Below are 26086 nucleotides of genomic sequence, written 5' to 3' on the forward strand. Positions count from 1 at the left end.
AAAGAAAAAAATGCAGATTGCTAGCTTTTTTTTCCCTTTTTGGACATTAAAAAAACAGGACCTAAGTCCAATAGAAAAACCTGTGCGATATGCACAGGTTTTTTTATTATTTATCCAAACCAAGTTTTTTCAGCTGTTCTGCCAGCGCGTTGTTAATCGGCTCATCTTTATTTTGTTTTTTCATATAAGAGGATACGTCCCGTTTGGTAGCACGCGCTTTGTCTTTGTTTTTTCGTTTTTCAAATACAGAGAGCTTTTCACGGTGACCACACACACACGCAAAGGTTTGGCCCTCGCCTTGGCCGCGAAGCTCCATTCGTTTATGGCAGTTCGGGCAGCGTGCGTTTGTTTTTCGGGCAATCGTTTTTCTGCTTCCGCATTCACGATCTTGGCACACGAGCATCGTCCCGCGTTTGCCGTTTACTTTCAGCATCATTTTGCCGCATTCCGGACATGCCGTTCCCGTGATGTTGTCATGTCGGAAGGTTTGGCTGCTGTTTTTGATTTCTTTTACCGTTTGGTGAGCGTAAGCCTTCATATCTTTAATAAAAACAGCCGATTTCAATTTGCCGGCCGCGATCGCAGACAGCTTTTGCTCCCATTCTGCTGTTAAGGCCGGTGATTTCAGATCCTCCGGAACAAGCTGCAGGAGCTGTTTTCCTTTAGATGTGATAAAAATATCTTGGCCTTTTTTCTCGATTAAAAAGCTGTTGAACAGTTTTTCAATAATGTCGGCACGCGTTGCCACCGTGCCGAGGCCGCCTGTTTCTCCAAGCGTTTTGACGAGGTCTTTTTCTTCTCCCTGCATAAATGCGCTTGGGTTTTCCATCGCTGACAGCAAGGTCCCCTCGTTAAAGCGGGCAGGCGGCTTCGTTTGGCCGCTTGTTTCCGTTAACGTGCGGACGGCAAGTGTGTCGCCTTTTTGAAGCGCAGGAAGGGTCTGGTCTCTATCATCCTCCTGCTCATCATCCTCATCCGCCATATCATAAACGGCTTTCCACCCTTGCGACTGCACGGTTTTGCCTTTCGCCGTAAAGGTTTCTCCGCCGATTTCTGCGATGACCTTTGTTTCCTCATATTCGAATGCAGGCATTAATACAGCCAGGAAACGTTTCGCAATCAGGTCATACAGCTTTCGTTCTTTATCACTCAGACTGCTGAGAACGAGCGGCTCTTCGGTCGGGATAATCGCGTGGTGGTCTGACACCTTCGCGTCATTGACATATCCTTTATGAGATTTAATGCCGCGTTTTTTAATTTGGCTGACATATTGGGCATACGGTTTTACTTCCATGCCTTCCAGACGGTCTTTTAACGTCGGGACGATGTCACTGGATAAAAATCTAGAGTCCGTCCGCGGATATGTGACGAGCTTATGCTGCTCATATAGCTTTTGCAGGACAGAAAGCGTTTCTTTAGCAGAAAAACCGAAGCGCTTGTGGGCGTCACGCTGCAGCTCCGTTAAATCATAAAGCGCAGGCGCAAAGCTTTTTTTCGCTGTTTTTTTCAGCTCAGCTACGACCGCTTGCTTTCCTTGGAGATTTTTTAGCAGACGGCTTGTTACATCTTGATTGAACGTTCTCGTCTGCTTTGATTTCTTATCCTGCCACGTCAGCGTCATGCCGTCGACTGCAGCACGTATGCCGTAATACGGAACGGGTGTAAACGCCTGAATGTCTGTCTCACGCTTTGCAATCATGGCAAGCGTCGGAGTCTGCACACGACCGCATGAGAGCTGGGCATTGAATTTTGTGGTAAGTGCACGGGTGGCGTTGATCCCCACAATCCAATCCGCTTCCGCTCTGGCGACGGCAGAATGGTACAGGTTTTCATATTCTTTGCCGCTGCGCAGCTTCTGAAAACCTTCCTTGATCGCTTTATCCGTCACAGATGAAATCCACAGCCGCTTGATTGGTTTTCGGACATTCGCTTTCTCAATGATCCAGCGCGCAACAAGCTCACCTTCCCGGCCTGCGTCAGTCGCGATGACAATCTGATTGACGTCTTTACGGGTAAGCTGGGATTTGACTGCATTGAACTGCTTTCCGGTTTTTTTTATTACCACAAGCTTTAAGGGTTCTGGGATAATCGGCAGATCCTCCAGGCGCCATGATTGAAATTCTTTTCCGTAGCCTTCTGGATCAGCAAGCGTCACCAAATGGCCTAAAGCCCAGGTCACAATATATTGATCGCCTTCGAGATAACCGTTTCCTTTTTTATGGCACTTCAGCACCCGGGCTAAATCCCGGCCGACTGAAGGTTTTTCAGCTAATACAACTGTTTTTGACATGCTTGATCACTTCTCTTTCTTTCGCGCTCATCCTGTTATTATAACAGACTTCACGCGGCACTCTCTAACCGCGCCCGTTTTTCGTGTCAATTTCTGAGAAAATGACGTGAGTGACGGTTTGCGCGTAGGGCGATGTTTTGTTAATGAAATCTTCTACCGCTTCGAGGCTTTCGGCATTGATTTTCAGCATATAGCAGGCTGCACCCGCAATCCGGTAGCAAAATTCAATATTCGGCAATGTTTGAATATAGCTTTTGAACCGCTCGTAATCCGCATTTTTAACGGTTGCTTCCACAATGCAGGAAACGGGAAGCCCCAGTTTTTTCTGGTCGACCTCCAGCGTGTATTGCTTAATGATGCCAAACGATTCAAGCTGTCTTACCCGTTCTGTCACAGATGGAGGCGACAGCTTAATTTTTCTGCCTAATTCCCTCATCGACAAACGGCTGTCCTTCTTCAGCTCCTCAATGATATTCAGATCAATCTGGTCAAGTTTCATTTCAACATCCTTCTTTTTTTGATTTTGTACACATTATCTCGGGTATTTTTGTAAATGACAAGTACAGTTCCCTAGAAAAGGCATGTAAAAATGAATGTTTTCCGAACATTTTTTGAAAGCTGTCATATGCCCCTCCGGATTGTTTATAGTATAAAATGAAAACGTGTCCACAAGGAGGGCGATTTATGCTGCACACGCCGATTGGAAGACTTCGCACGATGGGTTTTATTGAAGGAATGTCACTCTTAATCCTGTTGTTCATCGCTATGCCGCTTAAATATTGGGCAGGCCTTCCGCTTGCGGTGACAATTGTCGGTTCGGTTCACGGCGGGTTGTTCATTTTGTATTTGCTTGTCTTGGCTTATGCAACCTTCTCTGTCAAATGGCCGCTGAAATGGTCAGCTGCCGGCTTCGTCGCCGCTTTCGTCCCATTCGGAAATTTTTTGTACGACCGCGGATTAAGGAAATATAAATAAGGGAACGCAAAAAAGGCTGGATTTTTATGATCCAGCCTTTTTTATTAAAACCACTTTGTCAGCCACGCGATATAGTAGGCCCCCGGAATAAACATGAGCTGGGCGAGGAGTGTGCCCGCCACCCTTGATGTGACCATTGTGACAGAGGTCCATTTTAAATAGATATAGCTTCGTTTTCCTTTTGCCACATCATCGGCTAGAACGGATACTTTAGGATCAACAAAAATGGCCAGCAGCATCGTCGCAATTCCGTTGATCAAACCCGAAGCCATGACGGCTGTCGTGCTGCGCTCCGGCGCCAAAAGGCCTGCATATAAAGCCGAAAGCACGCCAATCGTATAAATCGATGTGATCAGCATGTTGATGACAAACAAACGCTTCGGAATCAAGCGCATATGAAATCCTTTTACATATGAAATAGACGGCAGACGCAAATAGGAAAGGGCATTTTTGAATCCTTGTTTCGAGAATCCCTTTCGGAAAACTTGAAAAACGGAGCCGCCGCCGCCCGCCAAGTGAATAATCGCCCGTGAAAAAAGAGCGACAAAAGACGGGAGCAGGATAATGCCCAAAATGGTGCCGACTGTCGATCCGAAAATTAAAAAGCGGAACTGCTCCCCTACAATCGCCAGTGCGTTTTTTCCAGCATCATCAATTAAATGCCCGGTAAAGGGCTGCTGCACCATGTTCGACATTCTGGACACGATGACCATGACATTAAACAGGGAAAGAGCGGACGCAATAAATCCAACGCGGGCCCCGGAAAGCCTTGTAGCATAGGCTAAGGTTTCTATCGAGTGAATCAGCAATAAAAAACAAAAAATAAAAAGTACTTGTGTTGTAATGACATGCACGTTATTCTTCCTCCAATTTCATCCTAGAGATAAGACTGGAAAGAAGACAAGGAGGTTTCAGTACGATGTGTTTTTTGCAATAAAAAAACCGTCCGGCGTACGCCGGGCGGTTTGTCTTATTCTTTTCTATACGCAAATAAAGATTATATCATCCGCCAAGTCAGGCGGGTTAGATTCATAAAGCATTGTTCCGAAGAATCATTCTGGAAAGTAAACACCATGGAAATTTCTTGAACACAAGACAACGAAAGCCCTACCTCTCAATCGTCACTGCGGCTCCGAAGCCGCGCCGGTGTGAATTGTAAAACAAAAAAGTCTTTTTTCCATCTCATCGTTAGGGGCGATTTGTTATGAAGGAAAAGAATAAGGGCAGCTGGTTATGCTGCTTGGGAAGCGGTAAGCTTCTCTCTCAAAACAGAAAAAAGAAGTTTACTTTCTTTTTTATTTGCTTATTTTTCTTACTAGCTATTCATAATAACATATCGCCCCTGAAAACACAAATTTTTTATAGTTCGAGTGAGACCGGTGTTTTCTCCCCGGCATTCATTAATCTGATATCCTCCGGTTCAATTTCAAGAATCACCAGATTCGGATCATCCTTGCCGTCAAACCAGCGCTCTAATTTGGAACTCCATATTTTGTCCTTGAGTTCTGCCGAATTGTTGATTTTGGCTTTTCCGGCAACTTCGACATATGCATCGCCAAAGCCTTCACAATCATAGCCTAATAAAATGTGGACATTGGGGTTGTTCTCAATTTCTTCCGCTTTATGAGTTTCCTTGCTTGTCGGTGTGTAAATCGTCAGCCCGTCATGGAAAAAAGTCATGTAGCGGGAATGCGGTTTGCCCTTTTGAACTGTTGCGAGCGAACCTACTTTATGGTGATCTAGAACATCAAGCACTTTTTGTTTAATGTCTTGCTGATTCATCTCGAATCACTCCTTTTTAACGTCTCCGCTGTTACTTTTCCACATCCGGGGAAGATTTAAACAAGAAAGTGTGCTCTTTATTTTTCGCCTTCCCATTCACGCTTTAACAGACTGTAATAGACGAGGTCGTGATGCATGCCGTTTACGTATAAGCCGTCCCGTGCCCTGCCTTCCTCTAGAAACCCGAGCCGCTCCGGAACCGCTCTGCTTTTTTCGTTTCCGACAGCCGCACAGATCGCCACACGATTCAGCTCAAGCTCTTCAAAAGCATACGTAATGAGTTTTCGGCAGGCAGCTGTAATAATGCCTTTCCCTTCAAATTCTTTGGCAATCCAATATCCGATTTCCGCCTTACGATTCACTTGATCAAGGTTATGCAGGCTGATCATGCCGCATAGGCTGCCGTCATAAAGGAGCCCCGCCTCAATGCCGTTCAGGTCGGCATACTGGCGCCGCCAATCTGGAATGATTGTTTCTCGGTACGTTTCAGCGCTGCTTGGATTTTCCGCAAAAAACAGCCACTTGCCAAGCCGCTGCTGATTTTGGATAATGAGTTCGGCCAGTCGCTCCGCATCCTTTGGCTCCAATAATCGGATGGTGATGTGCTCATTTACCTTGCAAGTGAACATTGCCTCGCCCTCTTTCCTTTTTTAACCATTATAGCGATGATTCTGTTTTTTTCAATACAAAAAGGATGGGCTGTTAAGCCCATCCTTATATTCTTGGATCGGTAAAGATATCATGTTTATCCGTGCTCGTCGATGACATCTCCGTCACGACGGCACCTTCTTCCCCGGCCTGGAACCAATGCTTTGTGTTTGGTGGAATCGTGTATTGCCCGCCCGGTTCTAGCTCAATTTCGTGCCAGACCGTATAGTGTTCTCTGTCTTCCTGAGGAGGGAGAACCTTTGGAAGCGGCGTTTTTTCTCCTTCTACGTAAAGATACACTTTTCCGTAGCGGCAGCGGAAGGTCTCCTGCTTGCCTTCCTGGCCGTCGACCGGCGGATGGCGGTGTTCCGGGCAAGTCTGTCCCGGAAACAGCACCAATTCCTTTGAACAATAACGGTCTGTATTGACGTAGACGAAGAGCTGGAGCCCGACTTTTCTTTCTTTTCCTAAGCCGTAATCCATCAGCTGGATTTGGTCTACTTCCTCGTCCGTTAATACAATCCCTGCTTTTTGATAGTAGCTGTTCACTTCTTCTTTCGTGATGCCCATATGTCTCACTCCCTCTTATGTCGTCACAAAGTTTCCGCCGTTGACATGCAGGGTCTGTCCTGTCATGTAAGAGGACTCATCTGATGCCAGGAGCACATAACAGCCGACGTGCTCAACAGGCTGTCCAGGACGGCCCATCGGCGTATCTTGCCCAAATTGAGCAACTGTTTCTTCAGGGAACGTAGCTGGGATTAGTGGCGTCCAGATTGGACCCGGCGCGACTGCATTTACACGGATGCCATCTTTAACAAGCGCCTGCGCCATTGTTCTTGTAAAGGCGTTGATCGCCCCTTTTGTCGCTGTATAATCAATCAGTGTCGGGTTCCCTACGTACGGGTTGATGGATGTCGTATTGATGATGGCGCTGCCCGGTTTCAGGTAATCAATTGCTTTTTTAGTCAAATAAAATTGAGAATAAAAGTTTGTTTTGAATGTGCGGTGAAGCTGTTCGCTCGTAATATCTTTGATGCTTTCTTTCGGATGCTGTTCACCTGCATTGTTGACAAGGATGTCAAGGCCGCCTAGTTCCTTGACCGTTTTTTCAACCGCTTCATTGCAGAATTCCTCTTCACCTACGTCACCAGCAATCAGCAGGCATTTTACGCCTTCTTGTTCAACACGTTTCTTCGTCTTCTCAGCGTCTTCATGCTCATCCTTATACACAATGGCGATGTCAGCGCCTTCCTTTGCGTAAGCGACGGAAACCGCGCGTCCGATCCCGCTGTCGCCGCCTGTAATAAGAGCTACTTTTCCTTTTAATTTGTCTGCTCCTTTATAATCCTCGTACTCATACACCGGACTCGGATTCATTTCGCTTTCAATTCCCGGCTGGCGACTTTGAGTTTGTGCCGGCAGTTCTTTTGGATAATTTGCCATGATGATTCTCCTCCTTTGTTTTCATGTCTATTTGTTGTGTACCTCACACACTCTTTGGATAAACATGGCGTAGCACCTTCGCATTGCTTTATCAGAAAAATGTTTCACATGGAACGCTGGGAGGAAATTAACTCAAAAAGGGGGTTGGTTGCTGAATGATTAACATGCTTTCTAGAAGATTCAGCAGGCCAAAGGGCGTCATCGGCATGATTGCCGGGTACATAATGGCTGCTGAAAATCAAACACTGAATCAGTGGACAATCAATCAGCTGGGTATCACGCGCGGGGACAGCATTTTAGAAGTCGGGTTTGGCCCGGGATACTGCATGCAGCAGATGCTGAAACGCGAGAAGGATGTTCATCTCCATGGGATTGATGTGTCAGAGGCCATGCTGAAGCTGGCCGCCCGCAGAGTGAAACCAAAGGGCGTACGCCTGATACAAGGAAGCATCGAGACATTTCCTCTCCCCGCCTCGTTTTATGATAAAGTGATTTCCGTTAATAACTACACCATTTGGAATGACCAAACAAAAGGCATGAAACAGATTTATCGGGCATTAAAGCCAGGCGGCAAAGCAGCCATTACGATGCAGCCGCGGGAAGCGGATGCCAGTCCTGAGAAAACCAAATCATTTGGAAGACAGATGATTGCTGACTTTAAAGCAGCCGGCTTCGAAGACATTGATATACAATTTAAGAACATTAAGCCTGAGCTTTCCGTCTGTGCAAGTGCAAAGAAGCCCGCCACATAAAGTGGCGGGCTTCTTTTTTATGAATGTACAGCCTGATTGCGCAGGACGTCTTTTTTCACCTTGCCAAGGTTGTTTTTCGGCAGTTCGTTAACAAATTCAACTTCAGGTATTTTGTAAGCGGACAGGCGTTCTTTACAAAATGCGATGACATCCTCTTCCGTGATGCGCTGGCCGCCATTTTTCACGATAAAAGCTTTCGGTTTTTCACCGTAAAGCGGGTCTGGAATACCGACCACAGCCGTTTCAAGGATTCCCGGGATCTGCTGGATAACTTCTTCAACCTGATCAGGATAGACGTTATCGCCTCCGTAAATAATGACATCCTTGTAGCGTCCCGTGATGAAAATAAAGCCATCTTCATCTACATATCCTGAATCTCCGGTTCTAAACCATCCATTTTGCAGCACTTTCGCTGTTGCTTCAGGATTGTCTTCATAGCCTTTAAATAAGAATGGAGTATGAACAACGATTTCGCCGATTTCTCCTTGAGGAAGTTCTTCTCCGGTCAGAGGATCTTCCACTTTGACTTTAACACCTGCCACAGGTTTTCCTGCAGATGCCGCTTTATCCATTCCCATATCAGGCGTCCATGTGCTGATGCCCCAAGCCTCAGTACTTCCATAGCCATGCGCAAGCGGAATGCCAATATCAAGATAGCGGCGGATTAGGCTGCTCGGCACTTTTGTTCCGCCTGTCATTAAAATAACAAGCGAAGATAAGTCAGTTTGGTGCGTTTCCCACGCCTCAAGCAAATACGTGTAGAACACAGGAAGAGCCATCACGGTCTGAATTTTCTCTTCTTCAATGACCTTCAGCATGTGAACAGGATCTTGATCCTTTGTAAACACAAAGGTTGTTTCTGCAAACGTTCCAAGCATGATGCAAATGAGCGCACTCGTATGATAAATCGGATGGCACGCGAGAAAACGAAGGCCCTTCATGCGTGCTATTGAGCTGTTGGATTTTTTAACGTATCTGTATATGCCGCCATGTGTAATCATGCATCTTTTCGGGTTACCCGTTGTTCCAGATGTAAACATCAAAAGTGCTGTATCATCAGGGGAAACCATTTCCGTCTCTGGCAAATGATCAGGACCTGCAAACAGCGCTTCAAATTCAGCAGATGTTTCGTAAGCTGTTCCTGTTTCCATTGTTACACACAGTGAGGACAATTCAGGAAGAACTTCATCCAGTGTCTCTTTAAACTCCGCTCCGTAAAACATTGCTTTCGGTTCACTTGCTTTTAAAATGCCTGTCATTTCATATGGTTTCAGCTGCCAGCTGACAGGTACGACAACAGCACCTATTTCAAGTGCGGCGAACATAACAGTTGAGGCGGGATGGCCGTTTTTGCAAAGCAATGCAACACGGTCGCCCTTTTGAATTCCTTTTTGAAGCATGGCATTCGCCAGCTGATTAATCCGTTTACGGTAACCTTTATATGTCAGTGTATGGTCTCCGCTTTTTACAGCCTCTATATCTTCGCTATTCGGCATGTCATGCAGAATCAGATGCTGTAATGTTTCCATATCGTCATCTCCTATATTCTCTTGAATCTTCAATAATTTGTTAGATTTTCTTCCTTACCTCACCCATTTTAACCCAAAAAAGATAACTTGTAAAACTATTTCATTTTGGAATTATTCCAATACTGAATGATAAAATAGTCCCACATTTTCTTATTTTGTTCCCCGTCCAAAGAAAAACACACGCCAAATTTTTGACGTGTGCCATGCAGGATTACAGTATGTTTTTTTCTTTCATCCATGTGAAAAATATGCGGTTTAACCGCTGATACAATTCTTGTTCTCCTTCTTCCTGAAACCCCGCCATGCTTTCTCCGCTCTCGATAATTGCCGAGCTGATCGCGCTTAAAATCTCCGAGCCTTCAGCAGATAATGAGTTAGGCGCCATCATGACGAGAATGCGTGTCATCCTGAGGGTATTTCCGTCCATGCCATCCACTTCATAGGAGGTGGTGAGATCAAACATTTTGAAAAAAGGCAGGACGATTTCATCATTTTTGAGATGATAAAGCGCCATGTTTGTTCCGGGGATTCCCAATCCCCCTTGTTTCTCCCGCTCAGCCAGGCAAACCGCGGCTTTTTCCGGATTACGGATCAGGCCATCCTTCTTCAGCTGTTGAAAAAGCTCTAGCAAAAGCATGCTATGGTCCGGGTTTGTTTTGAGTGGAGCTAGCGTAAAATGGCGCAGAACATCTTGGATAACTTCCATATACCGCCCTATGCTTTCCGCCGCCTCTAGCATGTCAGGTACATCAGCTTGCTGCGCCTCTTCCTTCGGGCTTCTTTTTTTGTTAAGAATAAGGGGAATCTTCCGCTTGATATACTGCTTGACCTGGTTTGCGTCTTCCTCATTTAATAGTGGGCTGACCATGATGTAATCAATGTTTTCATAAGGAATCGGTACAGTGGACACAATCATATCATAGGCTTGAACATCCTTCCCCTTTAGCTCGATCAGGGATGACATATCAAACGATTCAATTTCCGGCAGCTCTTTTTTCAGTCTGGAGGCAAGCATTTTCGAGGAGCCGATCCCGCTTGAGCAGACGACAAGCGCTTTCACTTTTGCTTCTTCTTTTTTGATTTCAAGAGCCGAGCCAAAGTGAAGAACGATAAAAGCGATTTCATCATCAGAAAAGGACATGCCCGGAAAATACTTTTCGACGCCTTCTTCGATCGCCATATAAAGCAGAAAATAATCGCGCTTGATCTGTTCCTTCATCGGATTGTATATCTCAATATTTTCTTTTATGCGGCTGACGGCCGGCTCCAAATGGGCAATCAAGCCTTCATATAAAGAGTAGTTTTTCGTCAGATCCATTCTGATTTTGTCTGAAATAAAAGCAATGAGCCGCTTTGTTTGCAGGGCTGTTTCCAGCTCAATTTCCTGCGCTTTGTATTCTGTTTTGTATTTTCGATTGGCGCTTCGAAGATGGATTGTAATATAGCCGACCTCCGCCTCTGGAATCGTCACGCCGAAGGCACGTTCAAGCTCGCCCGCGATTTCAAGAGCGGAACTGTATTCTTTCGCATTCATCAGTTCCTCAAGCTCATTTTGCTCCATGGTGATGGTTTCCCCAAGCTTAATTCGTTCGATCGCATACGTCAGATGGACGACGAGCGCTATATAGGAGCTGTCGGACAATGAAAAAGCGATTTTTTCTTTGAGCTGAAATAAGATGCGCTCCATTTTTAACAGCTCACCTTTGCTGACAACCCCGAACATTTTCTCTGAAGAATCGGTTTTTCCTTTGATGTTTAATTCAACCGCTTCCAAAAACATTTGGATGTCGAGACGGTTCACAATCAAGTTGCCGACAATTTTCCGTTTCGCATTCTCCGGCCCTATAAGCTGGATGCCAAAACCTCTTTTGCGGATCAGTGTCAGTCCGAAGGGAGAAATCCACTTCTCGAGCTCATCTAAGTCATAGCTGACCGTGGCATTCGTCACCTGGAGATCATGAGCAAGCGTGTACAGTTTGACTGGCTCCTGAGACTCTAATAACGAACAAAGAATGAGCAGTTTCCGTTCGTCGGCGCTGTATTCATGCTGTTCATATGATAAATCAGTAAGCAGCTTTTGTTTATCTTCGGGACTTCCCACTGCTTTCAACCCTTTACCGGGCTGTTTATCTAACGTAAGCCCCACGGTTTCCATCAGCGGTTTAATTGATTTGAGTTCCCTGTGAATGGTTCTCGTGCTGACTTGCATCAGCTCAGCAAGCTCAGTTACGGTTATATATCTGTTTTGTAATAATAAGTGCTTTAACAGCTTTTGTTCTCTGGCAGTCATATACATAAAAAAGACCTCCTAGACTATCTTGATGTGCGGATGAAGTCGCAAGGAGATGCAGTAGAGGATATAGAGAGGTTTCCTTTTAATATAAAACGCTTTCAAGCAAGAATCAATCACTTATAAATGGTAATTTGGCACTATGCGGTGTGACAATATTGAAAAAGCATCAGCTGGTAAGCTGATGCTTTTTATGGAATATCGTAACCCTGTACGGCTGTAAAAATGCGGAACCATTGATCCTGGTCAAGCTTGTATGACAACGCATTTATCGCGGCGGAAATCCGCTCACGCTTTCCGCTTCCGACAATCGGCATGATGCCGGCCGGATGCGTGAACAGCCATGCGTACATGACCTCGTCCAATGAAGCAACGCCGATTTCCCCTTGGACGGATTCAAGCGCCGTGCGGACACGCTGGTCTTTATCCGTGTTTCCAGTGAATACTTTGCCGCCTGCCAGAGGCGACCAAGCCATCGGCGGAATCCGTTTTTCCTGGCACAGGTTCAAAGTGCCGTCGAGCATATTTTCTAATTCGTATGCGGAAAGCTCAATCTGGTTGGTTACGAGCTGCTCAGGCAAATATGATTCCAGCATCCGATACTGGTGATCTTTAAAATTTGAAACGCCAAAGTACCTGACCTTGCCAGAGCATTTCAAGGCCTGAAACGCCTCTGCTACCCCCTCCGGATCCATGAGCGGGTCCGGTCTGTGAATCAACAGCACATCGATATAATCCGTCCTAAGGTTCATAAGCGATTGCTCAACGGATGCCAAAATATGCGATTTGCTTGTGTTATAATGATGCGATCTGTGAGCTGGCCGTTCAGGCGATTCAAGAACGATACCGCATTTTGTGACCAGCTCTATGTTTTCTCTTAATCCAGGCGAAAGGGCAAGGGCGTTTCCAAACAGCTTTTCGCACGTATAGCCTCCATAAATATCCGCATGATCAAAGGTCGTGATGCCGTGATCGATACACCATTCAATGAGGCTCAGAAGTTCAGCATCTGAATAGTTCCATTCATTCAGCCGCCAAAGCCCGTGTATGACTCTTGAAAATTGAAGATCCTCCGCCAATTGAATACGCTGCATGCAAAATCCCTCTTTTCTTTGTATAAACCGGGTTTTGCCCCTTACTAGTTCATTCGGCCTCAGATCCCCTTTTTCCTTTCGCTCCTTTTAAAAAGACATTTTAATTCGATTGAAATTGCTTTTTCGCTTTCTCAACGACATAGTGGCTGCCGCCGCGGTCCTGCACATTTTGGATCATCATGGCGACAAGCAGGTCTTTGTTTTTGTAATCGTAGCCGACAAACCAGCCATTTTCCGTGCCGTCTTTATCATCTTTTGATGTTTTCAGCTCGGCTGTTCCTGTTTTCCCGGCCACTGTGATTCCTTTCACGACAGGCTGATACGCTGATCCGCGCTCATCTTCCACAACGCCTTTCAGACCTTTTGTAATGTCTGCTGCTCCTTCCTTGGTGACCACTTGCTTGTGCCAAACATCAGCTGTTTGTGAATCTTTTTTGATCAGCGTCGGTTTGACAAGGTCTCCATTGTCAACAAATGGCGTGTAAGCAGTTGCCAAGTGAAGCGGAGACATTTGCATTTGCCCTTGTCCGTAGCCTGTATCCGCAAGCAAAATGTCTGAATCAAGCTTGTCATTTGCAATAGACGATTTCTGGATCGGGAATTCGTACGGAACGTCCTCTGAAAAACCGAATGTCTTCAAGCCTTTTGTGAAGGTGTCCGCTCCCATATCAAGCGCATTCTGGGCAAAATAAATATTGTCTGACGTAATAAGGGCGTTTTCCAAATCGACTTGTTGAAGTCTCTCAGACACACGTGTCACTGAATAGCCGCCCCAGCTCGAATCTTTTTGCCACTCCTTGCCTTTGATTGTTTTCTTCTCATCGGCTTTAAGGGTGCCGTTTTTGATTCCAATAGCAGCCGCAATCGGTTTAATGGTAGAACCTGGCGCGTATGTCTTATTGAATTTCGCTGAAAACGGATTGTTTTTATCTTTGTTTAGCTTTTTCCATTCCTTATCGCTCCAGCCGAAAATAAATCCGTTTGGATCGTAGGAAGGCGCGCTGACAAGGGCGAGTGTTTCGCCTGTCTTCGGCTGCAGCGCGACTGCCGCCCCGCTGTCATCCTTCAGTTCATCATACAGCTTCGTTTGCGTTTTGATATCAATTGTGAGGTGAAGATCCTCGCCGTCCTTTGCTTTCTTTTCAGCGATGACTTCCCCGGTTTGCGGCACGTAGATTTTCCAGCCAGTTGTGCCTCTTAGCTTGTCTTCATACACATTTTCAAGTCCGGCGATACCGATGTTAGACGTATCGCTGTACGTTCCTTCTTTCTTTTTCTTCAGTTCTTCCGCTGTAATGGCGCGGACATAGCCTGTCAAATGGGCTGTCTTTTCGCCATACGGATAGTAGCGGGAGCTGACATTCGTTCTTGTTACGCCTTGTAATGACGTCGCTTCAGAAACTAATTTCTCCTGGTCAGGCTTGACCTTTTTGAGCGGCACAAACGAATCGTCTTTTACCCAGCCTTGATCTAGCTTTTTCTTGATGTCGTCTTCAGTCAAATCAAGTTTTTTGGCGAGTTCTTTTATAACTTTCTCTTTTTTATCGCCAAGCTCTCCGGGAACAATTCCAATTTCCGGAACATCTGTATTGACAGCTAAACCTTTTCCATTTTTATCGTAAATTTGGCCTCGTTTCGGTTCAATGCTCATAATTTGCACGGTTTTGTCGTCAGCCAGCTGCTTGAAAATAAACGATGGGTCCCAATCTATATTCCATGACTCCTCGTCATCTGTTTTTTCTAATTTCAGCACAGCAGTATTCTTGAAGCTGACTTTGCCGGCATTTGTGTTCATGCTGACTTTATACGGGATATGTTTCATTGTCTTGTTGTCTTGATCGTCCTTATCTACTTCTCCCGCAGTGACTTTCAAATTTTTTACGCCGGCCTGCTCATAGATGGCTTTATACCTGTTGACGAAATCTTTTTTGGAGATTTCTTTTTTGACATCTTTAGTCAGGCTTTGATACATGTCATCGAATTGCTGATCGTTCCACTGTTTCACGAATGCTTCCATGCGATCCTCTGGTGAATCTGTTTTGGAGCATCCGATTAACCCAATCAATCCGACGCATAGAAATACTAGTAGAATACACTTTTTTAACATGACTTTCCCCTGCCTTCCACTTGTTATTTTCTCTTAATTGAATTGGTGCGTGCAAGATTTTTTTGAAAATGAAGGAAAAGTTCACCGATTTTGCAGAAATCTCCTATCGTTTGCTGTAGACTATTTGAAAAGACAGAAAGAAGGGATAGCATGGTCAGAGAGGCAGCAATGCTTCACATTAAAGAAGGCCTTGAACAAGAGTTTGAGGATGCATTCCGGCAAGCGGCGCCGATTATTTCCGGCATGAAGGGCTATATCACTCACTCGTTATCAAAATGCATGGAGGAAACGCATAAATATCTGCTTCTTGTGGAGTGGGAAACACTTGAGAACCATACGGAAGGCTTTCGCGGTTCTTCAGAGTATCAAGAGTGGAAAGCCTTGCTTCATCGATTCTATAACCCGTTCCCGACGGTCGAGCATTTTCAGGATGTGTAATAGATTTATATAATATGAAGTGTAAAACCGATAAGGGAGACAGACCATACAAAAACGGCGGTATAAATATTAAAAGCGCCTGAGCCGTCATTTTCTTTTTTGCGCTCTTCAAGCCCCTGCATAAACATGACCGCGCCAAGAAAGACGAGCATGACCGATTGGATAACAGAGGTGTGTTCCGTATAGTTAAAAGCAATAAGCGCCAGTATAATAATGATAACCGCAAAAGACATTTTAAAAATCCGAAACAAAAGGACCATCCTTCCTTATATACGAAATATTGAACGTTATGGCTATATTTGCCTACGTCCTCCATTATTCTAGCGCACTTTGTTTGTCTGTAGAACAGAAGACAGAGAATTTTAAGTTTCTTTTAATATTTCGATCACACATAAAAAACGCGCCTGTCATGAGGCGCGTTTTTTATGAAACTGATAGTTCTTTATAGCCTAGCTTGTGAACGGCTTCAGCCATCGCTTGATAGCCTTTGCAGTTCGGATGGACACCGTCAAAGGACAGATATTCCCGCTCCTTGCCTTTGAAGATGCTATAGGCATCTGCGATTTTGACATGGGGTGCTGATGCAAGTGTTTCTAAATGTGAATTAAAGGATGTGATCCATTTGCCGGCGATTTCAATGCCGGGAAACGGATTGTATAAGTTGAACACTCGGATTGCGTACGGGGAAGGTTTTTCTCCTTTAATCTCGGCGATTTTGGCAATCATCTTTTCAAAATTCTCATGGCAATGGGCGGATACACGGCTGAAAATCGTTTCATCCTTAGAGGTTTGGTAGGCTAAGACCGAATCGATGAGATCGTTTCCGCACCCTGTGATCGTTATCATATCAGCATCTTGAATGCATTTTTGCACATAGGGATATGACAGGAGTCCCAAAATCTCTTCTGTATTCAGGCCTGATCTGGCAAATATGTTTATTGCCGTTCTTGTTTTCAAGTCAGCTTCCATCATGTCCCCAAAACGCTGGACGAAGCCGGGTGAAAACAGCCCGGAGCCTCTCCCTGTCGTCAAGGAATCGCCCAGAGCTGTATATCGAAGCACCATGTTCTTTCCTCCACTCTTGAACGTCGATACGTTAATGTACGCAGCAGAGAAAAGATTGGCTACTTATGTATATCCTATTTTTCTTGAAATCTGTAAAGCGGCGTCCTTCACCTTTTCTGTTAAATAGGGCAGCCTGTCTTCTGTAAATCTCGCTTCAAAGCCTGCAATGCTAATGCCGGCTGCCACTTGGCGCTTATGGTTAAAGATCGGGGCGCCGATCGCCGCCGTATAGTTTTCGAGCTCTGAATAGCTGACAGTATAGCCATTTTGCACAGAGGCATCAATCTCCTGAAGCAGTTTTTCGGGATCGGTAATCGTTCCGGAGCCAATCGAAATGAGCTCGGTTTGTTTGATGTATGCTTCGATTTCTTCACGGGGAAGAAAGGACAGAATGCTTCTGGCGCACGCTCCCGCGTATAGGGGAGAACGCCTGCCGATCGCTGTATACAGCCGCACAGTCTGTGTCCCTTCTATTTTCTCAACGTATATCGCTTCATTGCCGTCCCTCATGATCAACTGCACGGCCTCATCCACTTCCCGGCACAGCTCTTCCATCACCGGTTTCGCTATTTTTCTGATATCCAGCCTGTCAGCGACAAGCTGTCCGAATTCCAAAAACACCAATCCCAGCGAATAAGCGCCGGACGCATCCCGACTGAGGAACCCCATTTCCTCCAAGGAGCTGACCATCCGGTGAACAGAGGTCTTCGGCATTCCCGTCAGCGACACCAGTTCACTTAAGGTTAGGCTTGGTTTATGCAAAAACAAATTAAGCAGCGCCATAGATTTGACTACGGTTTTATTTTTATTCTGCATCATTCATCCCCTTTGCTATGTCAGCCATTCCATCTTCATTCTCGTTTTCAGTTCTTTTATATGCTGTTCCCGTTCTACCGCAAGCTCTTCTGCCTCCTGGAGGGACACAGGCTCAAACTGAACGTGCTCGCCCGGCATGATTTGGGAAACAATCGGAAGATCAGCGGATATGATGTGCGCGATCCTCGGATAGCCGCCAGTCGTCTGCCGGTCTGCAAGCAGGATAATCGGGTTGCCGTCAGGCGGCACCTGAACTGTTCCGAATGAAACCGCTTCCGACACCATCTCAAGCGGGGCCTTCAGTTCGAGCGGTTCTCCTTTGAGCCTGTAGCCCATACGGTCGGACTGCGGCGTGACACGAAATGCTTCTTCATAAAAACGCGTTTTTGATTCTTCTGTGAAAAAGGCAAATTGCTTTCCTTCCAGCACCCGAATGACGGGATTCTTCTTCAATGGTAAAAATCTGCCGCGGCTGACTGACCACTTCGGTGCTGCAAATCCCTGTTTTCCAAGCTGCGAACTTAAGCGGGAAAGGATGGTTTGCGAAAGAGCTGACATCTCTCCAATGTTCAGTTCATCTTCTTTTTGAAGCGCTCTGCCATGAAGTCCGCCGATGCTTCCTCTGACGTATGTGCTTTTACTTTCCATGACGGCAGGCACCTCAATGCCACCGGCTGCCGCCAAATAAGCACGGCTGCCGAGTTTGCAGGGGCCAAAGCTGACCGTGCTGTTTTCCTTGATGAGCACAGGTTTCCATAAAGGCGCTTCCTCGTCATTAATACGCAGCGTGAAGTCCGCCCCTGTCACAGCAATCAGTGTCTGTTTTGAAAAATGAAACGACGGACCGGGCCCCATCATCGTTATTTCGAGACCTGCTTCATTTTCGCCGTTTCCTATCAACAGATTGGCAATGCGCAGTGAAACCGTGTCCATAGCGCCGCTGGCCAGAACGCCGTATTTTTGGTAACCCGTTCTGCCTATATCCTGAACCGTTGTGAGCAGTCCGGGCTTTAATACTTTCATGCTCAATTGGACTCCTCCTTATAGGCGTGATAGTCTTTTTCTGAGATGCGAACGAATTTCACAGTATCTCCCGCCCGCAGCAATGTCGGCGGGTTTTCCTGCGGCCGGAAAAGAGCCAGCGGCGTTTTGCCGATCAGCTGCCAGCCGCCCGGCGTTGAAATCGGATAAACGCCTGTCTGCAATCCCGCAATACCGACCGAACCTGCGGGAATCGACGGTCTTGGCGATGATTTTCTCGGAGCTGCAATGCATTTTGACATCCCGCCTAGAAAAGGAAAACCGGGCGCGAAGCCAAGCATATACACCACATATTCACCGTTTGTATGAATGTCGATTACTTCCTCCGGTGACAGTTGATTGATCTTCGCCACCTCTTCTAAATCCGGACCGAATTCACCGCCATAGCAAACGGGAATTTCTACAATGCGGCGGTTGACCTCATAGTCTTCGGCTATTTCTACCAGCCGCTCTTCGACATCGCGCTTGACCTTCTCAAAAGGTGAGCTTATGCCTTGAGGCAAATGCTTGTACACTTCATACATATCATAAAATACGGTTAGACTTGTAAAAGCCGGGATACATTCAATGAATCCCGGAAATGGCTGTTCTTCTATATAAGCGGCCGCGGCGTGGACAATGCCGTTGACCTGTTCGTTGATTTCTTCTCCGAATCGGATCATCATTGCAGAATCACCGAGCTGTTCGATTTGATATCGTACAGTCATCTTTCTCACCTCTTTTATTTCTCGTTCATCAGGATGACGAGAGGTTACAGCACCGCAAGCGACTCGTCTCGAATATCTGTGATGAGCATATGCCCCGGCGCATGTGTGATGACCATTTCAGGCTTTACATTCATAGCCACGGCTTGCGGTGTCACTCCGCATGCCCAAAAAACAGGAACCTCGCCTTCTCGAATGGAAACGGCATCTCCGAAATCCGGTTTCCCAAGATCGCGAATCCCGATTGCTCCCGGATTGCCGATATGGATCGGCCCTCCGTGCACAGCCGGAAAACGCGAGGTCACTTGCGCGGCACGTACAGCCAGCCGTTCAGGAACCGGTCTCATGCTGACAACCATCTGTCCGTGAAACGCCCCCGCAGGAACACAATCGATATTCGTTTTATACATCGAGACGTTTGTCCCCTCATCAATATGCCGGACAGCTACCCCATTATTGATCAGTGCCTGTTCAAAGGAGAAACTGCATCCGATCAGAAAGCCGACAAAATCGTCCTCCCAGTATGGCGTAATATCAGATACTTCTTCCGATAAGATACCGTGTCTGTAAATACGGTATTTCGGAAAGTCCGTTCTGATATCAGCATCCGGCGCAGCCAGAGACGGCACAGGCGAACCTGCTTCAGTCACATCCAGCACGGGGCAGGGCTTTTGATTTCGCTGGCAAAACAGCAGAAAATCAAACGCAAGGTCCTTTTTCAAAACCACAAGATTCGCTTGGGCGTAGCCGCCGGACATGCCTGCGGTCGGCCCGTTTATTGTCCCCTCTCGTATCAGGGCGCGTACATCCTTTGGCGCCATTTTGTTTAATTGCTCCACTTATATCAGCTCCACAATTGAGGAAGTTGTGTACATAACGTGTAGATTCCCATAACTGCCATTACAATCACTACAAGCGCGCCTGTGCTTGTCAGCCAAAGCGGATGCTTATAATCACCGACAATGTTTTTCTTGTAGGCGGCAACAAGCAGCGTTCCGAGCGCAATCGGCAGAATTAAGCCGTTCAGTGAACCGACAAGGACGAGGATCTTCGCAGGCTGGCCGATTGTGACAAAAGCTAACGTAGAAACCACAATAAATCCGATAATAATACCGCGTGAATTCTTTTCAATTTTTGGAGAAAAGGTTTTAAAAAATGAAACAGATGTATAGGCTGCTCCAATAACAGACGTAATCGCCGCAGACCACATGATCAATCCGAAAATTTTATAACCGACATTTCCAGCAGCCAGCTTGAAGACAGAAGCCGCCGGGTTGCTTTCATCGATGTGCAGGCCTTTCGATACAACGCCTAGAACCGCAAGAAAAAGAGCGATACGCATGACAGATGTAATTAAAATGCCGACAACCGAGCTCTTTGTCACCTGCGGAATGGATTCCTTCCCTTTAATTCCGGCATCAAGCAAACGGTGTCCCCCGGCAAATGTGATATAACCGCCGACGGTTCCGCCCACTAGGGTGACAATGGCAAATATGCTGATGTGTTCCGGGACGAATGTATTTGCGACTGCCTGTCCGACCGGAGGAGCTGTCGTCGCCGCAACGTAGACCGTTAAAATAATCATCACGAACCCCGCGATTTGCGTAAAACGGTCCATCGCTTTTCCTGCTTCCTTGATGACAAAAATCAAAATGGCGATAACGGCACTGATTAAAGCGCCTGTTTCAGGTGTAATGCCGAACAGCACCTGAAGTCCCAGCCCGGCCCCTCCGATATTCCCAATATTAAAAGCTAGTCCGCCAAGCACGACGAGAATGGCGATGAAATACCCCAGTCCGGGAAGCACCATATTCGCAATTTCCTGACCTCGTTTTCCAGAAACTGCGATGATGCGCCACACATTGGTTTGGGCGAAAATATCTAAAATAATAGAGATTAAGATGACAAAACCGAAGCTTGCTGCGAGTGTGTTTGTGAATGTTGCGGTTTGGGTGAGGAAACCCGGTCCGATTGCTGATGTCGCCATTAAAAAGGCGGCGCCCATCAGCAATGACCAGCTGCCCGCTTTTTTTCCTGCTGTCTTTTTCTGCTGCTCCATCTATTGTTCCTCCTTTATGTTGACTTCTGTTCTGAAATAGCTGTCACTTCAATTCCAGCCGCTTTGAGCTGTTTTCTGATTTTTTGCGCAAATGTCAGCGCATGGGCTCCATCTCCATGAATGCAGACTGTATCTGCTTTTAATGACACATCATGTCCTTGCTGAGATTTGACCGCCCCTTCTTTCACCATTTTGATGACCTGGGTGACGGCGGCATCATCACTTTCAATGAGTGCGTCCGGCTGGGAGCGCGGTGTCAGCGTGCCGTCCGATTGGTATGTTCTGTCGGCGAACACTTCATTTGCGGTCTGAAGTCCGATCCGTTCTCCCGCTTTTACAAGCTCGCTCTCAGCAAGACCGAAAAGAATCAGGCCGGGATCAACCTTATAGACAGCTTTCGCGATAGCATCCGACAGTTTTTGATCGACTGCCGCCATATTGTATAAAGCGCCATGCGGCTTGACGTGCTGCATGTGAAGTCCCTCTGCTTTTAGAAAGCCAGAGAGCGCGCCAATTTGATAAACGACAAGATCATACGCTTCCTCAGGAGAAATCGCCATATTGCGGCGCCCAAAACCGAGTAAATCCGGCAAGCCCGGATGCGCGCCGATTTTTACGCCTTTTTCCGCTGCAAGCGCGACGGTTTTTCGCATAACACTAGGATCTCCTGCATGAAATCCGCATGCGATATTCGCTGATGTCACATACTCTAAAATATCTTGGTCAAGGCCTATCTTGTAGGCTCCGAAGCTTTCTCCCAAATCACAGTTTAAATCAATCTGAAACACAGAATCCCTCCTGCCAAAGCAAACGATATGCTTTATGTCATTTATTGTCCCGAAATCCGGAACGACTATTCCGAATTTTTGAACTTTATTTCATTATAAGTGAATCATATCAGTTTGTGAAATACTTTTGTCAGAAAACCTACCATGGTCCCAGAAGAAAACCTGCCAAACTAAAAAAGAGAGTCCATCTTAGGACTCTCTTTTTTTATAGTACCCAATGGCGAATCGCTTTAGCGACACCATCCTCAATATTTGTATCCGTGATATAATCAGCCGTTTCTTTTACGATGTCTTGCGCATTGCCCATTGCGACGCCAAGACCCGCTTCTTTGATCATCGCAATGTCATTAAGGCTGTCGCCCATCGCCATCACATTCTCCATTGTAAAGCCGAGTTTTTCCGTAACCTTGGCAAGGGCTGCAGCTTTGTTGATGCCAAGCGCGTTGACTTCAATGTTTGTCGGACTTGAATTTGTGATTTCGAGCTCTTTGTTTTTTCTCAGCTCCTCAAGCACTTCGTTTCGGATATCGTCATCCTCAATGTCAAAGCCGAATTTGAGCCATTCATGATCCGTAATGTTTTCCGGAAACTCGCCTCTCCATACTTTATTCACCGTAGAAGCCCAGAAATTAGTGTTGTGCTTATTCCGCAAATCCCACATCATTTGAATATGGTCCGTATGAAGCAGCTTCCGTTCCACCAAATTAAAATTCGAATCCCAAATTTCACTGCCGTTTGCCGTGATTAGAAAGGATGACAGCTTTAGCGATTCCGCCAGCTCCCGGCATGTCATCAGCGTCCGGCCCGTGCTGATCACCACATACACACCTTTATCCTCCGCTTCACGAATGGCTTTGCGGTTTTCATCCGAGATCAGCTGCTCGTCGTTCAGCAGTGTACCATCCATATCAATTGCGATCAGCTTGATATCTACATCTTCTCTTTGAACAGACATATATGTACCTCTCTTTATCTTTTTGTTGTGCTTCTCTCTATTCTAATACATTATACCCAGCGGGACAAAAAAGCGATTTCCTATGTTTGAGGAGAATGGATAAGAGGAAAACAAACGGTGAGGTGATCAAACATGACAGAAAAAAAACAGCAAAACAAACCAAATGAAAACCCCGAGCACAACGACTTAACCGATCCGATTCCTAATGAAGAGCTGAAGGAAAATATGAATGATGAAAAACACAAACGCCAGCAAAGAGATAACTCTCAAAGCGAACGGGATTACGACACAAAATAGAACCCCTCACAAAATGTTGTGAAGGGTTTTTTTCATTTTTCAATATAGATGCCGATTTCAGCTTCAGCAACAGGCTGCTCTCCAACTGACGCCTTGGCATGTCCGAACACAAACCCGCGCCGATTGCGCGTGACTTCAAACGTAAGATCAAGCCGGTCACCAGGCACAGCTTCTCCCAGCTTTTCCGCTTTCTTCACCGAAGACAATAATCCCAAGCTGTTCTCATCTGTAATTCCTGTAAAAGCCGCGGTTTGCGCAAGCGCTTCAATCACAAATGAAAACGGCATTTCTGTTTGCGTATCAGTGATAAACCAGTCGTTCTCACTAATCAGCTTATAAGCTGCCGCATGTTTGCCGGGCTCGCTGTCCGTCACGCCATCAATAAACAAAAATGGATAGCGGTGAGGCAAAGATAATGAGTTCATTTTATATCTCCTTTTTTTGACCATTATATCTCAGCCTAAAGTGAAACGATAGGATATAATGGAAAAAACACAAAAGGAGGCCGTTATGTCCCCAAAACCGCTTGTCATTCTCGTACACGAAATATACGGTGTAAACAGCCATATGAAAAAGATGGGCCGGCTGATCAAAATGGCTGGATATGATGTGTTGACGCCCAACCTGCTCGGCGAGGATGAAGTCTACACACTGCAAGAAGAAAAAACGGCATACGAACAATTTACAAAACACGAACGGCTGAAAACGGGAGAAACCATCATCCAGAATGTGATCAGACAAAACGCCGGACGGCACATCTTTGTGATTGGATTCAGCGTGGGGGCTACTATCGCATGGAAATGCAGCAGTATGCCTGAGGTGAGCGGATCGGTTTGTTATTACGGTTCCCGGATACGCGACTCTCTTCATCACGTGCCAGCCTGCCCGGTCCTATTGTTTTTCCCTAATTATGAGCCGTCGTTTGACGTAGCGCTTCTTATCAAAAAACTGCGGGAAAAACAGCATACCCATCTTGAGATTTATCAATTCGATGCGCTTCACGGCTTCGCCAATCCTGATTCTGTTTATTTCAACAGGGCCCTTTTCTTCAAAACGCTCTCTATCATAAAAAACGGGGCGGAAAAACGGCTCCGCCCTGTTTCATCAGAAATTTTTTAATCGCTTACAGCGCTTTATTATCGCGTGTTTTGGTTCCGTACGTTCCATGTTCTTTGTTGCACTGAGTTTTATTTTGCCTGTCTCATCTCACCGAATGGATAAAAGACGAGAGATTCAGTACCGATGATATCGTCCTCAGAAGGCATGCCCATTCCGTTTCTGCTATCCAGTGAATTGAGACGGTTATCTCCCATCACAAAATATTTACCGGTAGGAACCTCAACCTCGAAGTCACCCGTTAAGGTTACACCCGACTCTTTGACCTCCTGTTTATATTCCTTTAAGTATGGTTCTTCCACCTTTTTATCATTTATGTATAGCTGATCATTTTTCATTTTAATGCTGTCACCAGGCAAACCGATTAAACGTTTGACAAAAGAGCGGCCGCTCTTTTTGTCATGAATGACTATGATGTCGCCTCTGTGAAACCCGCCAGTCCATTTGACTGCTTTATCAACCAGTATTCTTTCTGAGTCTTTAAGCGTTGGGGCCATTGATGATCCTTCAATAAGAAAAGGCTTGTAAAACACCAATCTGATCGTAAAAATGAGAGCTGCGATCATAATGATACTGAGTATAACGATCGTTGTGATTTTTCTTTTTTTCTTTAACGTGATTGTTTTTGCATTCAACTTCCTTCACCCGATGCTTTCCTAAGAATTCCAAATTATTATACAGCATTTGGATCTGCTTGGTTAGACTTTCGTGGAAATTTTCGTAAGGAAATGGACAGGCCCGGGCAGCCATCTGCCCCGGCCTGATTCATCAGAGCTTTCTTAAGCGCGAACAGATTTCATCAGTGACCTCAGCCGTTGTGCTTTGTCCCCCAATGTCGCGTGTTTTGATGCCGTCGGCAGTCACTTGCTCCATTACATCCAGAATTTTCGCCCCCAGCTCTTCCTCTCCGAAGTGGTCGAGCATCAGCTTCGCTGTCCAAATCTGGCCAATCGGATTGGCAAGGCCCTGTCCGGCAATGTCAGGAGCTGAGCCGTGAACCGGTTCAAACATGGACGGATATTTGCCGGATGGATTGATGTTCGCAGAAGGCGCAATGCCGATGCTTCCCATCAGGCTTGAGCTGATGTCGGTTAAAATATCACCGAACAAGTTGCTCGCCACAATGACATCAAACGTTTCCGGACGCGTCACAAAAAAAGCGGCCAGCGCATCAATATGCTGAGATGATGTTTCGATTCCGCTATAATCAGCGGCTGTCTGCTGAAAGACTTCATCCCAAAACGGCATCGCATGATAAATGCCGTTAGACTTTGTGGCGCTTGTCACATGGCTGCGCCGTTTTTTCGCCAATTCGAAGGCAAAGCGCATGACACGTTCTGTCGCTTTTCTCGTAAACACGGCATTCTGGATGGCGATTTCATCATCGCCTCTGTGAATGCGCCCGCCGACTTCACTGTATTCACCTTCACTGTTCTCGCGAATCACCACGAAGTCAAAATCATTTGGATGCAGAAGCGGCGACGTAATGCCTGCCATTTGTTTGGCGGGTCTCATATTAATGGAAAGCTCAAGCTCCCTCCGGATTTTCAGCAGCAGTCCCCATAACGATATATGATCGGGAACCAGCTTCGGATTTCCGACGGCTCCCAAAAAAACCGCTTCAAATTGAGTAAGCGTATGTATTCCATCTTCGGGCATCATTTTGCCGTGCTCCAAGTAATAATCACAGCTCCATGGAAAAGCCGTGAATGAGAATGACAAACCTCCGTGTACCTCAGCCGCTGTATGAAGCACTTTCTCAGCAGCCGCTACAACCTCTTTTCCTACACCGTCTCCCGGTATTGCCGCAATCTCGAATTGTTTCATTGTCATTCTCCTTCCCCTGTTTTCGTAAGCGCTTTCTATTATACTAGATTGCGAGATAGTAAAAAAA

28 protein-coding genes are annotated in these 26086 nt (G+C 46.1%); 5 read left to right on the plus strand and 23 right to left on the minus strand.

Annotated features, from left to right (window positions below; translation table 11 throughout):
- Positions 1-106: 106 nt before the first annotated feature.
- On the minus strand, positions 107-2290 hold the full coding sequence (locus M1D94_RS18880; protein ID WP_282627554.1) for a DNA topoisomerase III: 2184 nt from the start codon (positions 2288-2290) through the stop codon (positions 107-109).
- A 64-nt stretch (positions 2291-2354) separates the two neighbouring features.
- Positions 2355-2789, minus strand: a complete 435-nt coding sequence (gene lrpC / locus M1D94_RS18885; RefSeq protein WP_003246585.1) for a transcriptional regulator LrpC — start codon at positions 2787-2789, stop codon at positions 2355-2357.
- A 185-nt stretch (positions 2790-2974) separates the two neighbouring features.
- On the opposite strand from lrpC, the gene M1D94_RS18890 reads away from it, so the two are divergent.
- Entirely contained in the window at positions 2975-3265 is a 291-nt protein-coding gene (locus M1D94_RS18890) for a DUF3817 domain-containing protein (protein WP_015252794.1), read from the plus strand.
- Positions 3266-3309: 44 nt separating this feature from the next.
- On the opposite strand, the gene amj is transcribed toward M1D94_RS18890, so the two are convergent.
- From amj to M1D94_RS18915, 5 genes are all read right to left on the minus strand, one after another.
- The gene (amj, locus tag M1D94_RS18895) at positions 3310-4119 is read right to left on the minus strand and encodes a lipid II flippase Amj (RefSeq protein ID WP_003234394.1); all 810 of its coding nucleotides are present in this window, start codon (positions 4117-4119) and stop codon (positions 3310-3312) included.
- A 505-nt stretch (positions 4120-4624) separates the two neighbouring features.
- Positions 4625-5047 (minus strand): pyridoxamine 5'-phosphate oxidase family protein, encoded by a 423-nt coding sequence (locus M1D94_RS18900; protein ID WP_003234396.1) that lies wholly within the window; start codon positions 5045-5047, stop codon positions 4625-4627.
- 77 nt (positions 5048-5124) lie between these two features.
- Positions 5125-5676 carry a GNAT family N-acetyltransferase gene (locus tag M1D94_RS18905; RefSeq protein ID WP_003234398.1) on the minus strand — a complete coding sequence of 184 codons (552 nt, stop codon included), beginning with the start codon at positions 5674-5676 and terminating at the stop codon, positions 5125-5127.
- Positions 5677-5761: 85 nt separating this feature from the next.
- Complete coding sequence (gene lyxE / locus M1D94_RS18910; RefSeq protein ID WP_003234400.1) at positions 5762-6265, minus strand: D-lyxose ketol-isomerase; 504 nt, start codon at positions 6263-6265, stop codon at positions 5762-5764.
- Between the two features lie 15 nt (positions 6266-6280).
- On the minus strand, positions 6281-7141 hold the full coding sequence (locus M1D94_RS18915; protein ID WP_003234401.1) for an SDR family oxidoreductase: 861 nt from the start codon (positions 7139-7141) through the stop codon (positions 6281-6283).
- Between the two features lie 155 nt (positions 7142-7296).
- On the opposite strand from M1D94_RS18915, the gene M1D94_RS18920 reads away from it, so the two are divergent.
- Entirely contained in the window at positions 7297-7893 is a 597-nt protein-coding gene (locus M1D94_RS18920; protein WP_014478864.1) for a class I SAM-dependent methyltransferase, read from the plus strand.
- 17 nt (positions 7894-7910) lie between these two features.
- Here the strand turns inward: M1D94_RS18920 and M1D94_RS18925 are convergent, their stop codons facing one another.
- The 4 genes from M1D94_RS18925 to pbpC form a co-directional block, all read right to left on the minus strand.
- On the minus strand, positions 7911-9422 hold the full coding sequence (locus tag M1D94_RS18925) for a class I adenylate-forming enzyme family protein (protein ID WP_032726504.1): 1512 nt from the start codon (positions 9420-9422) through the stop codon (positions 7911-7913).
- Between the two features lie 211 nt (positions 9423-9633).
- Entirely contained in the window at positions 9634-11718 is a 2085-nt protein-coding gene (gene mtlR, locus M1D94_RS18930; RefSeq protein WP_456270309.1) for a mannitol operon transcriptional activator MtlR, read from the minus strand.
- Between the two features lie 185 nt (positions 11719-11903).
- The gene (locus M1D94_RS18935) at positions 11904-12806 is read right to left on the minus strand and encodes an aldo/keto reductase (RefSeq protein WP_103803488.1); all 903 of its coding nucleotides are present in this window, start codon (positions 12804-12806) and stop codon (positions 11904-11906) included.
- 100 nt (positions 12807-12906) lie between these two features.
- Positions 12907-14913, minus strand: coding sequence for a penicillin-binding protein 3 (gene pbpC / locus M1D94_RS18940; RefSeq protein WP_014478860.1), 2007 nt, complete (start codon positions 14911-14913; stop codon positions 12907-12909).
- 150 nt (positions 14914-15063) lie between these two features.
- On the opposite strand from pbpC, the gene M1D94_RS18945 reads away from it, so the two are divergent.
- Positions 15064-15351 carry an antibiotic biosynthesis monooxygenase family protein gene (locus M1D94_RS18945; protein ID WP_424935127.1) on the plus strand — a complete coding sequence of 96 codons (288 nt, stop codon included), beginning with the start codon at positions 15064-15066 and terminating at the stop codon, positions 15349-15351.
- A gap of 5 nt (positions 15352-15356) precedes the next feature.
- Here M1D94_RS18945 and M1D94_RS18950 read toward each other — a convergent pair whose 3' ends face one another.
- The 9 genes from M1D94_RS18950 to M1D94_RS18990 all read right to left on the minus strand — a co-directional run bounded on the left by M1D94_RS18950 (position 15357) and on the right by M1D94_RS18990 (position 22779).
- Positions 15357-15602, minus strand: a complete 246-nt coding sequence (locus M1D94_RS18950) for a YczI family protein (RefSeq protein ID WP_003240256.1) — start codon at positions 15600-15602, stop codon at positions 15357-15359.
- Between the two features lie 172 nt (positions 15603-15774).
- The gene (gene lipC / locus M1D94_RS18955; protein ID WP_072175522.1) at positions 15775-16416 is read right to left on the minus strand and encodes a spore germination lipase LipC; all 642 of its coding nucleotides are present in this window, start codon (positions 16414-16416) and stop codon (positions 15775-15777) included.
- A gap of 63 nt (positions 16417-16479) precedes the next feature.
- Positions 16480-17232 (minus strand): IclR family transcriptional regulator, encoded by a 753-nt coding sequence (locus M1D94_RS18960; protein WP_014478857.1) that lies wholly within the window; start codon positions 17230-17232, stop codon positions 16480-16482.
- Between the two features lie 15 nt (positions 17233-17247).
- Positions 17248-18255: a 5-oxoprolinase subunit PxpC gene (pxpC, locus tag M1D94_RS18965; RefSeq protein ID WP_424935151.1), complete on the minus strand. Its 1008-nt coding sequence runs from the start codon at positions 18253-18255 to the stop codon at positions 17248-17250.
- 2 nt (positions 18256-18257) lie between these two features.
- Positions 18258-18980: a 5-oxoprolinase subunit PxpB gene (gene pxpB / locus M1D94_RS18970; protein ID WP_032726510.1), complete on the minus strand. Its 723-nt coding sequence runs from the start codon at positions 18978-18980 to the stop codon at positions 18258-18260.
- Between the two features lie 44 nt (positions 18981-19024).
- Positions 19025-19798 (minus strand): putative hydro-lyase, encoded by a 774-nt coding sequence (locus M1D94_RS18975; RefSeq protein WP_249851327.1) that lies wholly within the window; start codon positions 19796-19798, stop codon positions 19025-19027.
- A 23-nt stretch (positions 19799-19821) separates the two neighbouring features.
- Positions 19822-21036 carry an NRAMP family divalent metal transporter gene (locus M1D94_RS18980; protein ID WP_003234422.1) on the minus strand — a complete coding sequence of 405 codons (1215 nt, stop codon included), beginning with the start codon at positions 21034-21036 and terminating at the stop codon, positions 19822-19824.
- A gap of 14 nt (positions 21037-21050) precedes the next feature.
- Entirely contained in the window at positions 21051-21824 is a 774-nt protein-coding gene (pxpA, locus tag M1D94_RS18985; RefSeq protein WP_049141379.1) for a 5-oxoprolinase subunit PpxA, read from the minus strand.
- Positions 21825-22029: 205 nt separating this feature from the next.
- Complete coding sequence (locus tag M1D94_RS18990) at positions 22030-22779, minus strand: phosphoglycolate phosphatase (RefSeq protein WP_003234424.1); 750 nt, start codon at positions 22777-22779, stop codon at positions 22030-22032.
- A 132-nt stretch (positions 22780-22911) separates the two neighbouring features.
- On the opposite strand from M1D94_RS18990, the gene M1D94_RS18995 reads away from it, so the two are divergent.
- Complete coding sequence (locus tag M1D94_RS18995) at positions 22912-23076, plus strand: hypothetical protein (protein ID WP_003234425.1); 165 nt, start codon at positions 22912-22914, stop codon at positions 23074-23076.
- A 32-nt stretch (positions 23077-23108) separates the two neighbouring features.
- Here M1D94_RS18995 and M1D94_RS19000 read toward each other — a convergent pair whose 3' ends face one another.
- Complete coding sequence (locus M1D94_RS19000; RefSeq protein WP_276354602.1) at positions 23109-23501, minus strand: 3-hydroxyacyl-ACP dehydratase FabZ family protein; 393 nt, start codon at positions 23499-23501, stop codon at positions 23109-23111.
- 85 nt (positions 23502-23586) lie between these two features.
- Here M1D94_RS19000 and M1D94_RS19005 point away from each other — a divergent pair, with 85 nt between their 5' ends.
- Positions 23587-24195 carry a dienelactone hydrolase family protein gene (locus M1D94_RS19005; protein ID WP_038829069.1) on the plus strand — a complete coding sequence of 203 codons (609 nt, stop codon included), beginning with the start codon at positions 23587-23589 and terminating at the stop codon, positions 24193-24195.
- Between the two features lie 68 nt (positions 24196-24263).
- Here the strand turns inward: M1D94_RS19005 and sipU are convergent, their stop codons facing one another.
- Positions 24264-24827 (minus strand): signal peptidase I sipU, encoded by a 564-nt coding sequence (gene sipU, locus M1D94_RS19010; protein WP_021481743.1) that lies wholly within the window; start codon positions 24825-24827, stop codon positions 24264-24266.
- A 133-nt stretch (positions 24828-24960) separates the two neighbouring features.
- Complete coding sequence (locus M1D94_RS19015) at positions 24961-26025, minus strand: tartrate dehydrogenase (protein WP_003234436.1); 1065 nt, start codon at positions 26023-26025, stop codon at positions 24961-24963.
- Positions 26026-26086: the final 61 nt, after the last annotated feature.

Source organism: Bacillus sp. JZ109 (assembly GCF_053903135.1).

Bases quoted from the DNA above. Each gene is read 5' to 3' on its own strand.
- pxpB (WP_032726510.1), bottom strand. From the start codon at position 18,980: ATGACTGTACGATATCAAATCGAACAGCTCGGTGATTCTGCAATGATG.
- lrpC (WP_003246585.1), bottom strand. From the start codon at position 2,789: ATGAAACTTGACCAGATTGATCTGAATATCATTGAGGAGCTGAAGAAG.
- M1D94_RS18975 (WP_249851327.1), bottom strand. From the start codon at position 19,798: ATGGCGCCAAAGGATGTACGCGCCCTGATACGAGAGGGGACAATAAAC.
- M1D94_RS18900 (WP_003234396.1), bottom strand. From the start codon at position 5,047: ATGAATCAGCAAGACATTAAACAAAAAGTGCTTGATGTTCTAGATCAC.
- M1D94_RS18920 (WP_014478864.1), top strand. From the start codon at position 7,297: ATGATTAACATGCTTTCTAGAAGATTCAGCAGGCCAAAGGGCGTCATC.
- lipC (WP_072175522.1), bottom strand. From the start codon at position 16,416: ATGGTGCTTCGATATACAGCTCTGGGCGATTCCTTGACGACAGGGAGA.
- M1D94_RS18905 (WP_003234398.1), bottom strand. From the start codon at position 5,676: ATGTTCACTTGCAAGGTAAATGAGCACATCACCATCCGATTATTGGAG.
- pxpC (WP_424935151.1), bottom strand. From the start codon at position 18,255: ATGAAAGTATTAAAGCCCGGACTGCTCACAACGGTTCAGGATATAGGC.
- mtlR (WP_456270309.1), bottom strand. From the start codon at position 11,718: ATGTATATGACTGCCAGAGAACAAAAGCTGTTAAAGCACTTATTATTA.
- M1D94_RS19015 (WP_003234436.1), bottom strand. From the start codon at position 26,025: ATGACAATGAAACAATTCGAGATTGCGGCAATACCGGGAGACGGTGTA.
- M1D94_RS18915 (WP_003234401.1), bottom strand. From the start codon at position 7,141: ATGGCAAATTATCCAAAAGAACTGCCGGCACAAACTCAAAGTCGCCAG.
- M1D94_RS18960 (WP_014478857.1), bottom strand. From the start codon at position 17,232: ATGCAGAATAAAAATAAAACCGTAGTCAAATCTATGGCGCTGCTTAAT.
- M1D94_RS18925 (WP_032726504.1), bottom strand. From the start codon at position 9,422: ATGGAAACATTACAGCATCTGATTCTGCATGACATGCCGAATAGCGAA.
- M1D94_RS18935 (WP_103803488.1), bottom strand. From the start codon at position 12,806: ATGCAGCGTATTCAATTGGCGGAGGATCTTCAATTTTCAAGAGTCATA.
- M1D94_RS18890 (WP_015252794.1), top strand. From the start codon at position 2,975: ATGCTGCACACGCCGATTGGAAGACTTCGCACGATGGGTTTTATTGAA.
- M1D94_RS18880 (WP_282627554.1), bottom strand. From the start codon at position 2,290: ATGTCAAAAACAGTTGTATTAGCTGAAAAACCTTCAGTCGGCCGGGAT.
- M1D94_RS18945 (WP_424935127.1), top strand. From the start codon at position 15,064: ATGGTCAGAGAGGCAGCAATGCTTCACATTAAAGAAGGCCTTGAACAA.
- lyxE (WP_003234400.1), bottom strand. From the start codon at position 6,265: ATGGGCATCACGAAAGAAGAAGTGAACAGCTACTATCAAAAAGCAGGG.
- M1D94_RS19000 (WP_276354602.1), bottom strand. From the start codon at position 23,501: ATGAACTCATTATCTTTGCCTCACCGCTATCCATTTTTGTTTATTGAT.
- M1D94_RS18980 (WP_003234422.1), bottom strand. From the start codon at position 21,036: ATGGAGCAGCAGAAAAAGACAGCAGGAAAAAAAGCGGGCAGCTGGTCA.
- pbpC (WP_014478860.1), bottom strand. From the start codon at position 14,913: ATGTTAAAAAAGTGTATTCTACTAGTATTTCTATGCGTCGGATTGATT.
- M1D94_RS19005 (WP_038829069.1), top strand. From the start codon at position 23,587: ATGTCCCCAAAACCGCTTGTCATTCTCGTACACGAAATATACGGTGTA.
- M1D94_RS18990 (WP_003234424.1), bottom strand. From the start codon at position 22,779: ATGTCTGTTCAAAGAGAAGATGTAGATATCAAGCTGATCGCAATTGAT.
- M1D94_RS18995 (WP_003234425.1), top strand. From the start codon at position 22,912: ATGACAGAAAAAAAACAGCAAAACAAACCAAATGAAAACCCCGAGCAC.